This is a genomic window from Cryobacterium sp. N21 (genome assembly GCF_002929575.1).
Taxonomy (GTDB): domain Bacteria; phylum Actinomycetota; class Actinomycetes; order Actinomycetales; family Microbacteriaceae; genus Cryobacterium; species Cryobacterium flavum.
In genome coordinates this window covers 197,563-208,940 of record NZ_PJJQ01000031.1, presented here as the reverse complement: position 1 = coordinate 208,940, position 11,378 = coordinate 197,563, and the positions used below count along the sequence as shown (strand labels likewise).

Annotated in this window: 13 protein-coding genes; 4 read left to right on the top strand and 9 right to left on the bottom strand. The window is 65.2% G+C overall.

Features of this window, described 5'->3' with window-relative positions; genetic code table 11:
* Positions 1–10: 10 nt before the first annotated feature.
* From CXY77_RS08365 to CXY77_RS08325, 9 genes are all read right to left on the bottom strand, one after another.
* The gene (locus tag CXY77_RS08365) at positions 11–556 is read right to left on the bottom strand and encodes a hypothetical protein (RefSeq protein ID WP_092340064.1); all 546 of its coding nucleotides are present in this window, start codon (positions 554–556) and stop codon (positions 11–13) included.
* Complete coding sequence (locus CXY77_RS08360) at positions 549–1,901, bottom strand: dihydroorotase (RefSeq protein ID WP_092340063.1); 1,353 nt, start codon at positions 1,899–1,901, stop codon at positions 549–551. Before CXY77_RS08360 ends, CXY77_RS08365 begins: the two co-directional genes overlap by 8 nt.
* The gene (locus tag CXY77_RS08355) at positions 1,891–2,853 is read right to left on the bottom strand and encodes an aspartate carbamoyltransferase catalytic subunit (protein WP_092340062.1); all 963 of its coding nucleotides are present in this window, start codon (positions 2,851–2,853) and stop codon (positions 1,891–1,893) included. The genes CXY77_RS08360 and CXY77_RS08355 overlap by 11 nt, the downstream gene beginning before the upstream one ends.
* Positions 2,850–3,392: a bifunctional pyr operon transcriptional regulator/uracil phosphoribosyltransferase PyrR gene (gene pyrR / locus CXY77_RS08350; protein ID WP_104129929.1), complete on the bottom strand. Its 543-nt coding sequence runs from the start codon at positions 3,390–3,392 to the stop codon at positions 2,850–2,852. The genes CXY77_RS08355 and pyrR overlap by 4 nt, the downstream gene beginning before the upstream one ends.
* 114 nt (positions 3,393–3,506) lie before the next feature.
* On the bottom strand, positions 3,507–4,505 hold the full coding sequence (locus CXY77_RS08345; RefSeq protein ID WP_092340060.1) for a thioredoxin domain-containing protein: 999 nt from the start codon (positions 4,503–4,505) through the stop codon (positions 3,507–3,509).
* A gap of 58 nt (positions 4,506–4,563) precedes the next feature.
* Positions 4,564–4,983 (bottom strand): transcription antitermination factor NusB, encoded by a 420-nt coding sequence (gene nusB / locus CXY77_RS08340; protein ID WP_092340059.1) that lies wholly within the window; start codon positions 4,981–4,983, stop codon positions 4,564–4,566.
* Positions 4,980–5,543 (bottom strand): elongation factor P, encoded by a 564-nt coding sequence (gene efp / locus CXY77_RS08335; protein ID WP_092107753.1) that lies wholly within the window; start codon positions 5,541–5,543, stop codon positions 4,980–4,982. Before efp ends, nusB begins: the two co-directional genes overlap by 4 nt.
* A 106-nt stretch (positions 5,544–5,649) precedes the next feature.
* A complete protein-coding gene (locus CXY77_RS08330; protein ID WP_092340058.1) occupies positions 5,650–6,084 on the bottom strand; it encodes a type II 3-dehydroquinate dehydratase in 435 nt (144 codons plus the stop codon).
* A gap of 42 nt (positions 6,085–6,126) precedes the next feature.
* A complete protein-coding gene (locus CXY77_RS08325) occupies positions 6,127–6,531 on the bottom strand; it encodes a hypothetical protein (RefSeq protein ID WP_092340057.1) in 405 nt (134 codons plus the stop codon).
* Between the two features lie 571 nt (positions 6,532–7,102).
* Here CXY77_RS08325 and CXY77_RS08320 point away from each other — a divergent pair.
* The 4 genes from CXY77_RS08320 (at position 7,103) to CXY77_RS08305 (ending at position 11,361) form a co-directional block, all read left to right on the top strand.
* On the top strand, positions 7,103–7,837 hold the full coding sequence (locus CXY77_RS08320) for a hypothetical protein (protein WP_092340056.1): 735 nt from the start codon (positions 7,103–7,105) through the stop codon (positions 7,835–7,837).
* A 22-nt stretch (positions 7,838–7,859) separates the two neighbouring features.
* On the top strand, positions 7,860–8,363 hold the full coding sequence (locus tag CXY77_RS08315; RefSeq protein ID WP_092340055.1) for an SRPBCC family protein: 504 nt from the start codon (positions 7,860–7,862) through the stop codon (positions 8,361–8,363).
* A 199-nt stretch (positions 8,364–8,562) separates the two neighbouring features.
* Complete coding sequence (locus CXY77_RS08310; protein ID WP_233197314.1) at positions 8,563–9,825, top strand: M20 family metallopeptidase; 1,263 nt, start codon at positions 8,563–8,565, stop codon at positions 9,823–9,825.
* A 39-nt stretch (positions 9,826–9,864) separates the two neighbouring features.
* Positions 9,865–11,361: an AbgT family transporter gene (locus CXY77_RS08305; RefSeq protein ID WP_369831296.1), complete on the top strand. Its 1,497-nt coding sequence runs from the start codon at positions 9,865–9,867 to the stop codon at positions 11,359–11,361.
* The last annotated feature ends 17 nt before the right edge of the window (positions 11,362–11,378 follow it).

Genomic DNA, 11,378 nt, shown 5'->3' with positions numbered 1-11,378 from the left:
GTCGGGCACGTCAGGCCTCACTTTCGTCTTGATGGGCCGGATCTGTGCGCGCGGCGATAATGGTTCGGATCGAGTCGACGAGGCGAGCGCGATCATTGGGATCGATGATGCGAAAGAAGCTGTCGACGGCACGGCGGTCGTCGGTGCTGGCGGCCGAGTTCAGTCGCCAGCTCAGACGAACGAGTCCGTCGGTTTCGACGGCACGGTCGATGGCGACCTGGGCGGCGCCGATCGCGTCGATGGCTGCGGCCGAGACGAACACCGGCTGGTTGCCGTCGAGATCCAGCACCACGCCGGTCTCGGACACGGTCAGGGCGGCGCGGGCGCGAAAGCCCAGGCCACGGATGGCGAGGCGCTCGAGCGGTGCGTCGCGGGGCGTGGTCGCCACGTAGTAGGCCTCGGCCCTGGCCAGCTCGACTGCGGCGCTGCCTGGCATCGGGTAGCCGGCACTGAGCCCGGCGTCTCGCCGGCTGCGCTTTCGCCAGCTGCGCCACATGAGCACGAGGACGCCGAGCAGGACGAGCGCTGTGATGATGGCGGGGATGGACCTATCCATGAGTGAGTACTCCGCTCGCGTGACCGGCTATCTCGAGGCTGCTGCGCACTGCACCATCGAGCACCGTGGCGTAGCCCCGGTGGAACGTTGCGCGCACCTCGCCCGGCAGGGTCATTGACAGGTACGGGGAGTTTGTACTCGTGCCGGCGAGGTCGGCGCGGCCGAACACTCGGGTGGCCGCAGCGTCGTACAGGGTCAGTTCGGCCGGCGACCCGACCGCGATCGGGTTGCCCTGACCAGTGACACGCCCGATGTGAGCGGGCGCACGGGAGAGCACACGTTCGATGTCGACCCAGTCGAGCAGCCCGGTCGCGACGACCGCGGCGTGCACGACCGACAGCGCTGATTCCAGCCCGATCATGCCGTTGGCGGCGGCGTCCCACTCGCAGTCCTTGCTTTCGGCGGGGTGCGGGGCGTGGTCGGTGGCGACGATGTCGATGGTGCCGTCGGCGAGTCCGGCGCGCAGGGCTTCGACGTCTTCGCGGCTGCGCAGCGGAGGGTTCACCTTGAACCGGGCGTCGTAGCCGCGCACGAGATCTTCGGTGAGCAGCAGGTGGTGCGGCGTGACCTCGGCGCTCACGTTGATGCCGCGGGCCTTGGCCCAGCGGATCACGTCGACAGAGCCGGCCGTGGAGACGTGGCAGACGTGCAGGCGTGACCCGACGTGTTCGGCCAGCAGAACGTCGCGGGCGATGATCGACTCTTCGGCGACGGCCGGCCAGCCGACCAGGCCGAGTTCGCCGGAGAGGGCGCCCTCGTTCATCTGGGCTTTTTCGGTGAGGCGCGGTTCCTGCGAGTGCTGGGCGATGACGCCGTCGAACGCCTTCACGTATTCGAGGGCGCGACGCATGAGCAGCGGGTCAGAGACGCAGAAGCCGTCGTCGGAGAACACCCGCACGCGGGCGCGACTGGAGGCCATGGCGCCGAGTTCGGCGAGTTGTTTGCCGGCCAGGCCCACGGTGACGGCGCCGATCGGCTGCACGTCGACGTAGCCGGCGGTTTCGCCGAGGGCGAGCACCTGCTCGACCACCCCAGCGGTGTCCTGTGCCGGCAGGGTGTTGGCCATGGCGAACACGCTCGTGAAGCCGCCGCGGGCGGCAGCGCGGCTGCCGCTCAGCACGGTTTCGCTGTGCTCGTAGCCGGGTTCGCGCAGGTGGGCGTGCAGGTCGACCAGACCGGGCAGCGCGATGAGCCCGTCGGCGTCGATCACGCTCGCGCCGCTCGGGGAGAGGCCGGACCCCAGCTCGACGATGCGTGCACCATCAAGACGGATATCCGTGCCCGTGCCGTCCGGCAGGGTCGCCCCGCGAATCAGCCAGCGCTGTTGCAAACCGTCAATCGACATTCTTTGATTCCTTCCGGTCACCGGATAAGAGCAAGTAGAGTGCGGCCATCCGCACGGAGACACCGTTCGTGACCTGTTCGAGCACGGTGGAATTAGCGGAGTCGGCCGCCGCCGAAGAGATCTCCAAACCACGATTCATCGGGCCCGGGTGCATAACAATGCTAGCCGGACCGAGCCGACCGAATCGCGCGTCGTCGAGGCCCCACACCCGGGAGTACTCGCGGCTGCTTGGGAAGAAGGCCGCGCTCATCCGTTCGGTCTGGATGCGCAGCATCATGACCACGTCGGGGCCGGCATCGATCGCGTCGTCGAGGTCGAAGCTGAACCGGGCCGGCCAGAGCGAGGTGTCGCTCGGCAGGAGGGTGGGCGGGGCCACGAAGGTGACCTCGGCGCCGAGGGTGGTGAGGAGCCACAGGTTGGATCGGGCGACCCGGGAGTGCAGCACGTCGCCGACGATGGTGACAGTCACGCCGTCGAGGCCCTTGCCGCGCGAGGCCGGGCCATGATTGCGGCGGCGAATGGTGAACGCGTCGAGCAGGGCCTGGGTGGGATGCTCGTGGGTGCCGTCGCCGGCGTTGATGATGCCAGCGTCGATCCAGCCGCTCGCGGCGAGTACCGCCGGGCCACCGGAGGCCGGGTGGCGGATGACGACTCCGTCGGCACCGATCGCGGCGAGGGTCTGCGCGGTGTCCTTCAGGCTTTCACCCTTCGACACGCTCGATCCCTTGGCGCTGAAGTTGATCACGTCGGCGCTCAGGCGCTTTGCGGCGGCTTCAAAGGAGATGCGGGTGCGGGTGGAGTCCTCGAAGAACAGGTTGACGACGGTCTTGCCACGCAGAGTCGGGAGTTTCTTGACCTCCCGCTGAGCGACATCCGCCATGTCTTCGGCAATGTCGAGCAGGTTGATCGCTTCGTCCCGGGAAAGGTCCTTGGTAGACAGCAGGTGCCTCATCGGTTGCTCCCGCCGTCGATCGAGACGAACTCGTCGCCGTCGATCTCTTCGAGGTGCACGTTGATGCGCTCGTCGGTGGCCGTCGGCAGGTTGCGACCCACGAAGTCGGCCCGAATCGGCAGCTCGCGGTGGCCACGATCGACGAGAACCGCCAGACGCACGATGGTGGGGCGGCCGTGATCACCGAGCGCGTCGAGGGCGCTGCGGATGGTGCGGCCCGAGTACAGCACATCGTCGACGAGGACGACGGTGGCACCGTTGATGCTGCCGGGCACTTCGGTTCGGGACGGCGTGCGGGTGCGGCCGTGGGCGAGGTCGTCGCGGTAGAGCGTGACATCAAGCGATCCGACTCGCACGGCCGTTGCCGCGGGTTCGATGCTCTGGATGATCTCGGCAATGCGGCGAGCGAGAATGACCCCGCGTGTCGGGATACCGAGGATGATGAGGTTTTCCGGGCCCCGATTGGACTCCAGAATCTCGTGGGAAATTCGAGTCAACGCGCGGGTGATGTCAGCCTGAGTGAGCACAATGTGCGCCAAATGCCGACCTCCTTCCCCGTCTCACAGGACGGATCATTAAAGGATGTCTGAATAGATTCAGCTTAGTCGTTGGCACGCCCCTGTGGGCGCACCAACGACTTCCGGTGCACCGCGCTAGAAGGCAGCGGCGACGAAGGCCTGGAATTCGGCCAGGTCGGTGTTGCTGCCGGTGTAGTGCACGCCGTCGACGAGCACGGTGGGCGTGCCGGCAACCGACGGAATGTCGGCTCCATCGATCTTGGTCAGCGCGGCCTCGGTGTTCTGCTGGGACCAGCCCTCGTAATCCCCGGATTCGAGGCAGTCAGCGATGCTGATCGAGCCTGGCGCGAGGTCGGCGAGTTGGCTATTGCTGAGCCCGGCGGTCTGTTCGGAGGGCTGGTTCGCGAACAGAGCCGACAGAAAGGCGAGGGTCTCGTCGGGGTTCAGAGTGGCCTGGCAGGTCAGTGCCGCTGAGGCGCGGCTGGAGTAGTTCGTGCCCTGTGACCGCGAGTCGAGAAAGGTGAGTGAGTGCACTCGAAGCGTGATGTCGCCGCTCGCCACTCCAGCAGCGAGAAGTTCCCCGTTGGTCTGCTCGAACTGGGCACAGAACGGGCACATGGGGTCGACGTACTCGTCGATGATGACCGCGCCGGTGCCGAATTCGAGATAGCCAGCGTCGAAGTTTGCGGCGCCGAGCTGACCGGTCGGCAGCGGCGCGGGCGACTCGGGAGCCGCCGACGACGTGGGCGAGCCCCCATCGAAGGAGCTGGAATTGGAGTCAATGGCGACCAGGAACGCCCCGATAGCGGAGGCAAAGACGATCAACAACACCAGCAGAACGCTTGTCACGGCGACCATGAAGTATCCGATGATGAGACCGGCCAGGGCGAAGCCACGGCCCAGCTCGCCCCGTGCGCGAATCTGCCCGAGCGCAATGTGTCCCGTGATGATGGCCACAAGGCCGATGAAGAACGACGACACGAACGACACGATGGCCAGGGTGTTGGTCTTCGGTGCACTCACGAACGGCGGGGGCACGAACGGCCCGGCTGGCACGCCCGTCGGCGGCACGGGTTGATACGGATTCGTCGGATTCGGCTGATCGCGGGGAGCGTCTGTTCCGGTGTTATCCATGTGCGTGTCCTTCGCTGGCTTCAAGTCGAACCCGGCAGGAGCCGAGTCTGTTGGGTCGTCAGGCCGACGGTGCGGTTTGGGCGATCTTGCCGAGCAGTCCGTTCACAAAGCCGGCCGAGTCATCCGTTGAGAGAATCTTGGCGGCTTCGACGGCTTCATCGATGGCGACGGCGTGCGGTACGGCATCGTTGTAGAGAATCTCCCAGATGCCGATGCGCAGAATGGCGCGATCGATGTTGGGCATGCGCGCAAGCGACCAGCCTTGCGAGTAGGTCTCGATCAGTTCGTCGATCTCTTCCCGGTGGTCGACGACGCCGTCGACGAGCTCACGGGCGTAGAGCCACGAGGTCAGTCGAGCCGGCTCGCTCGCTGCGCGCTCAGCCTCCGTTGCCAGCGACTCCGGAATGCTGATCTGACGCACATCGGCCGCGTACAGAATGTCGATGGCCCGCTTGCGAGCCTTGGTACGTGCGCTCATTCGTTGACGCGACCAAGGTAGTCGCCGGTGCGGGTGTCGACCTTGACTTTGGTGCCCTGTTCGAGGAACAGCGGAACCTGAATCTGGTAGCCGGTCTCGACGGTGGCGGGCTTGGTGCCGCCGGTCGAGCGGTCGCCCTGCAGGCCCGGCTCGGTGTAGGTGATTTCCAGGGTGACGGATGCTGGCAGCTCGACATACAGCGGGTTGCCGTTGTGCAGCGCCACGGTCACCGCCTGGTTTTCGAGCATGAAGTTGCTCGCATCGCCGACAACAGCGGCGGACACGGTGATCTGGTCGTAGTCGGCGACGTCCATGAAAACGTAGGCGTCGCCATCGTTGTAAAGGTACTGAAAGTCGCGACGATCGACGTTTTCGGTCTCGATCTTGGCGCCGGCGTTGAAGGTACGGTCAACGGTTTTACCGGAGACGACGTTCTTCATCTTGGTGCGAACGAAGGCGCCACCCTTGCCCGGCTTGACGTGCTGAAACTCGACGACGGCCCAAAGCTGGCCATCCATGTTGAGTACGACGCCGTTTCTGATATCAGCGGTAGAAGCCATGGGAGGGGTGTTCCGTTCAATTGATAAGGTGCGCGGGTGCAAATGGCACCTTGTCGAGTCTACGTGCCCTAGCCTCAGGCTCCAAAGGCAATCCGGTGCCGGAGCGTCACGGTGCGGTGACGAAGTCCAGTGCCAGCCGGTAGGAGTCGAAGCCGAGACCGGCGATGACACCGGTCGCAATGGCGCTCACGACGCTCGTGTGGCGAAACGTCTCGCGAGCGTGCGGGTTGGAGATGTGCACCTCGATCAGCAGCAGGCCCGCCTTGGTAACCAGGGACGCAGCATCCCGCAGCGCATAGCTGTAGTGCGTGAACGCTGCCGGATTCAGGATCACCGGCATCCGCTCGTCGACGGCTTCGTACAGCCAGTGAATGAGTTCGGCCTCGTCGTCGGTCTGCCGCAGATCGATGCTCACGCCTTCGCGAGCGGATGCGACGAGCAGCTCGCGCAGGTCGTCCAGGTTCGCCGACCCGTAGACATCGGGCTCGCGACTGCCGAGGCGCCCGAGGTTCGGACCGTTCAGAACCAGCACTGTACTCATTCACTCAGCCTAGGCCGTGGTACCCGTGCCAGCGGGCCGCCCTCAGGGAGCAAGAATTGCGATGCCGTCATCGTGTGCCACGAACAGGCCGGAGATGCGCATGAGCTTGCCGAAGGACTCGGTCAGTTCCATCGCCCAGGCCTGGTCGGGGGCGGTGAGGGCCGCCGATCCCGGCCGTTCCAGCGTCACGATCAGGCTGCCTCCCGGAGCGTCCCGTGCCACGATCTCGTTGATCCGCACGGCGAATGGGCGAACGGAACCCGGTTCCGGACGTACCGGAATTCCGTCGATCGGAATCAGCAGCGAGAGCTGCTGCCCGTGGACGTCGAGCACCATGAGCCAGATCTGCGGCTGGATCGCGTGGCCGATCAGATCGAAAACCCGGGCTCTGGCCTGCTCCAGGGTGAACACGGGCGGGGAGTCTTCAATTTTCATTGACAGTGTCATGGGTCCAGAATGAATTACAGTTGCCGGGGGCGAAAGGTTATCCCCAGAAAATTGCTGAACTCACTGGGCTGTGAATATCTTCCGGCGACGGTGTCAGCAGGGGCTCGACTCCCGCCGCAGGTCAGTACGCCTCGAGCCGGTGAGCGGCCCACACCACCGTGTCCGTGAGGTTCTCACCTCAGGGACAGGCGCCGCACATGGACGTACCTGTGCCGGCGGTCAGATTCGGCCGAGAAGTTCGGCGCGTTTTTGCTTCGTATTCTGCTTCGGAGAGGAGCCCCTCATCGCCAAGCTTGGCCAATCGCTGAATCTGCTCGACCGTATCGGGCGATAAAGGCATCGGGCGAGGATCGGTCTTTCGCGCGAGCCACAGGACTAGGGGTCTGCGTAGTAACGGAACGAAAACGTCCGCTAAGGATTGTGAAGGGTGTGCGGGGCGCCGTGGGCACGCCGTAACAGCTCGCCGCCGTCCTGATCCGGCGCAAGCTCTGATCAGTGCGAGGGCGCTCGTCGAGCCCACCTCGCCCGGTCGATCTCGGTCGTGTTTGTGGCACTGACCTAGGGTGGACGCATGGACGCCGACATTAACTTCTACTTCGACCCGGTCTGCCCCTTCGCCTGGATGACCAGCAAATGGGTGCGCCAGGTGCAGGCGCAGCGCGACTACACCGTGGACTGGCGGTTCATCTCGTTGCGCCTGATCAACGCCAAGGTCGACTACGACGCGCACTTCCCTCCCGAGTACGAAGCTGGCCACACCGCCGGACTCCGGCTCCTGCGGGTAGCCGCCCGGGCTCGAGCGGAGCACGGCCGCGAGGCGATGGCACCGCTGTACGCCGCCTTCGGGACCCACATCTTCGACACCGCCCCCAGCCCGGCCAACCACCAGGCCGAGGTCGACCTGCGTGAGCTCCGCGGGACGCGTGAGTTCGCGGAACCGATCCTCGCCGAGGCGGGCCTGCCACTCGAGCTGGCGGACGCTCTCGACGACGAATCATGGGACGGGGAGATTCAGCAGGAGACGGACGAGGCACTCTCGCTGACGGGAAAAGACGCGGGCACGCCCATCATCCACTTCGAGCCGCCCGCCGGTGTGGCCTTCTTCGGGCCGGTGATCAGCCGACTGCCACACGAGGACTCGGCGGTCGAGTTGTGGGACCACGTAGTCGCTCTGGCCCGCTTCCCGGGTTTTGCCGAACTTAAACGGAGCCTACGCGAACGGCCACAGCTAGCCGTGTTCGGAATCGACGCAGACACAGTCGGAAAACAAGAAGACTGGCACGGCGGCAGCCGGCGGCAGAAGTGACCCCCGTCGTTAGGGTAAACGCATGAGTGAGACAAGCACCCTCAGCCACCAAGAATCGATCCTCGTCGACGCATCGGCTACGTTTCTCTACGACCTTCTCTCCGACATCACCCGCACCGGCGAGTGGAGTCCGGTCTGTAAGTCGTGCTGGTGGGACGACGAGGCCGAGGCTGGTCGGGTTGGTGCCTGGTTTACCGGGCGCAACGAGCTCCCGCAGCGGACCTGGCAGACCCGGTCCGAGGTGGTGACGGCAGAGCGCGGTCGCGAGTTCGCCTGGGTGGTGGGCGGCAGCTTCGTGCGCTGGGGCTTCAGCTTCGCCGCTGCGGAGACCGGGACGAGGCTCACCGAGTCTTGGGAGTTCCTGCCGGACGGGATCGCCATGTTCGAGGAGAAGTTCGGCGACGAGGCGAACGCTCAGATCGCCGACCGCACCCAGCAGGCCCTCGATGGCATCCCCAAAACTCTCGCCGCGATCAAGCGGATCGTCGAGGTCTCCACCGATGCAGAAGACCAGGCCCAGTCGTGACTGGGCCGCTCGTCCTTATTCCTTCATGCTGTCTGTGCTTCCACCACGTGCGATGCTGACCCAGCACCCGTTCTAGATGACGGCGTTGGTCAGGACGGCGCCACGAGATAATCACCCTGTCTAGTGTGGATGTATGAGTCATTCGATAGTGCCGACGACCACGTATCTTCAGAAGCTTCAGGCCGACACTGCGCGGAGGATGCAGACCTCTGTGGCGGTGCCGTCGCGGTTCGCCGGGGCCCCGGAAGAACTGGTACGGGTCGTCGAAGCCCACGCCGAGGCGCTTGCCGAGGATCTGAGAGACGTCGTTCACAGTCTGCACGCCGACCCGGAGACCGCCTTTCAGGAGCATCGAAGCGCCGCCTATTTGGTGGAGCTGCTCGGTCGCCACGGGATAGCCGCACAGCTCGGCGTGAACGGGGTTGATACCGCAATTCGCGCCGAGATCGGGTCGGGCGACGGCCCGGCCATCGCGATTCTCAGCGAGTACGATGCTTTGCCTGACGTCGGGCACGGCTGCGGCCACAATGTGATCGCCGCGGCCGGAGTCGGTGCTTTCCTCGCGCTGTCGAACACACTCGCTGAGAATCCCGACGCATTCACGGGCCGGGTGGTATTGCTCGGCACCCCAGCTGAGGAAGGCTTCTCCGGCAAGGAGGTCATGGCCAGGCACGGTGCCTTCGACGGCCTCGACGCCGCGATCATGGTGCACCCCTACGGCTACGACCTCGCCGACCAGGTGTGGCTCGGCCGGCGGGTGCTCACCGTGACGTTTACGGGCGTCGCGGCGCACGCATCCGCTCAACCTTTTATGGGACGCAACGCCCTCGACGCGGCAACCCTGGCGTATCAGGCCGTTGGCCTGCTGCGTCAGCAGCTGCCGCCGGTGGACCGCGTGCACGCCGTGATCAGCGAGGGGGGAACTCGGCCGAGCATAATTCCTGAGCGGGCGGTGCTCGAGCTCTACGCCCGCTCTAAATTCGCCGAGACCCTCAAGGACCTCAGCGAACGGTTGAACGGCATCGCCCGAGGCGCGGCCTTGATGACCGGAACCAGCGTCGAGGTCGACTGGGACGAACACGCCCCCACCCTGCCGGTGCGAACAAACGACGCGCTCACCGAACGGTGGGTCGCCGCCCAACAGCGCCGCGGCCGCCAGCCGCTGCCGCTCGGCGTGGTGTCGGAAACCATCGCAGCGTCGACCGACTTCGGCAATGTCAGCCATCGCATCCCCGGTATCCACCCACTGATCAAGATCGCGGCACCAGACGTTGCCCTGCACACCCGAGAATTCGCGGCGGCCTCAGCAACGGATACCGCCGAGGTCGGTGCCCTTGACGGAGCCTGCGGGCTCGCGCTCACCGCCCTCGATTTTCTCTGCGACGCCGAGCTGCGCCAGAGCGTGGCCGAGGAGTTCGCGGAGCAGGGCGGCGCGATCGACGTGCCGCACTTCTTCGACTGATTCCTCATTCACCGATCGACCCGAAGCAAGGTAGGCCCCATGTCTTCACAACCGTCCCTAACCCGGCGTAGCGCCCTAATCGATCGTTTTCTCGGCGGAATCGAACGCGTCGGCAACAAACTGCCAGACCCGTTCATGCTCTTCCTCCTGCTCTTTGGCATCACGGCGGTCGCGTCGACCGCGATGGCGTGGGCGAATGTCACGGTGCAACTGCCCGGAACCGACGAAGTCACGGTGGTCAAGGGCTTCTTCACTGCGGAGGGGCTCACCTGGTTCACCCAGAATATCGGGGTCAACTACCTGGGCTTCCCGCCGCTCGCGACGGTGCTGCCCATCCTGCTCGCGGTCGGTGTGGCCGAGAAGTCGGGCCTGCTCGCGGCGCTGATCCGCAAGACCTTCGGATCGGCGCCGCGCTGGTCACTGCCCTATGCCGTGGCGTTCGTGGGGGTCGTTGGATCGATCATGTCTGATGCGGCCTTCGTGGTCATCCCCCCGCTGGCCGCCCTGGTATTCAAGGCAGCCGGGCGGCACCCGGTGGCTGGGCTGCTCGGCGGGTTCGCCGCCGTGGGCGCCGGCTATTCGACCTCGCTGTTCGTGACGAGCCTCGACGCGCTGTTCGCCGGAATCACCACGTCTGTCACGCAGAACCTGCCCAACGCCGGTTCCGCCGTTACCCCGGTGTCGAACTATTTCTTCAATGTGGTTTCCTCGCTCGTGCTCATCGCCGTCGCCGGCTTCATTATCGACAAGATCCTGGAACCGCGTCTGGGTCGGCAGGGGATTGCGCGCCAGGAGATCGTCGACGACGACGACGACGCCGTGTTGGTTCCCGCCGCGATGAACGCCCGGCTCACGGACGCCGAGAACCGTGGCCTGTTCTGGTCGTTCGTGGCTGGTGCCGTGGTCGCTGCGGTGATTCTGGTCGGCGTGCTCCTGCCGGAATCTCCGTGGCGCAACGAAGACGGCGAGTTTCTGCCGCGCTCGCCCCTGCTGAGTTCGATCGTGTTCATCGTCTTCGCCATGTTCGTGATTCCGGGTCTGGTATACGGCAAGATCACCGGTACCATCGCCAGGGGCAGTGACGTGCCCCGCGTGATGGGGCAAGCTATCAAGGACATGAGCGGATTCCTCGTGCTCGCGTTCATCCTCGGCCAGTTCATTGCCCTGTTCAATTTTTCCGGAATCGGGAGTTGGCTCGCCGTGACGGGGGCCAGCGGCCTTGAGTCCATCGGTCTCACCGGATTTCCGGCCGTGGTCAGCTTCGTGCTGCTCGCCTCGCTACTGAACCTCTTCATCATTTCAGGCTCGGCGATGTGGACGCTGATGGCCGCCGTTTTCGTTCCGCTGTTCGTGCTCCTTGGCTACGAACCCGCGTTTATCCAGGGCGCCTTCCGGGTGGGAGATTCGGCCACCCAGGTGCTGACACCGCTCAACCCGTACATGATCGTGCTACTCACGATGCTGCGCAAGTACGAGCCGCGGGCGGGGCTCGGCACTATGATCGCCCGCATGCTGCCCTTCGCGGTTACGTTCTGACTCGCCTGGGTGGGGGT

Bases quoted from the DNA above. Each gene is read 5' to 3' on its own strand.
- CXY77_RS08355 (WP_092340062.1), bottom strand. From the start codon at position 2,853: ATGAGGCACCTGCTGTCTACCAAGGACCTTTCCCGGGACGAAGCGATC.
- CXY77_RS08320 (WP_092340056.1), top strand. From the start codon at position 7,103: ATGGACGCCGACATTAACTTCTACTTCGACCCGGTCTGCCCCTTCGCC.
- CXY77_RS08345 (WP_092340060.1), bottom strand. From the start codon at position 4,505: ATGGATAACACCGGAACAGACGCTCCCCGCGATCAGCCGAATCCGACG.
- efp (WP_092107753.1), bottom strand. From the start codon at position 5,543: ATGGCTTCTACCGCTGATATCAGAAACGGCGTCGTACTCAACATGGAT.
- nusB (WP_092340059.1), bottom strand. From the start codon at position 4,983: ATGAGCGCACGTACCAAGGCTCGCAAGCGGGCCATCGACATTCTGTAC.
- CXY77_RS08305 (WP_369831296.1), top strand. From the start codon at position 9,865: ATGTCTTCACAACCGTCCCTAACCCGGCGTAGCGCCCTAATCGATCGT.
- CXY77_RS08330 (WP_092340058.1), bottom strand. From the start codon at position 6,084: ATGAGTACAGTGCTGGTTCTGAACGGTCCGAACCTCGGGCGCCTCGGC.
- CXY77_RS08325 (WP_092340057.1), bottom strand. From the start codon at position 6,531: ATGACACTGTCAATGAAAATTGAAGACTCCCCGCCCGTGTTCACCCTG.
- CXY77_RS08365 (WP_092340064.1), bottom strand. From the start codon at position 556: ATGGATAGGTCCATCCCCGCCATCATCACAGCGCTCGTCCTGCTCGGC.
- CXY77_RS08360 (WP_092340063.1), bottom strand. From the start codon at position 1,901: ATGTCGATTGACGGTTTGCAACAGCGCTGGCTGATTCGCGGGGCGACC.
- CXY77_RS08310 (WP_233197314.1), top strand. From the start codon at position 8,563: ATGCAGACCTCTGTGGCGGTGCCGTCGCGGTTCGCCGGGGCCCCGGAA.
- CXY77_RS08315 (WP_092340055.1), top strand. From the start codon at position 7,860: ATGAGTGAGACAAGCACCCTCAGCCACCAAGAATCGATCCTCGTCGAC.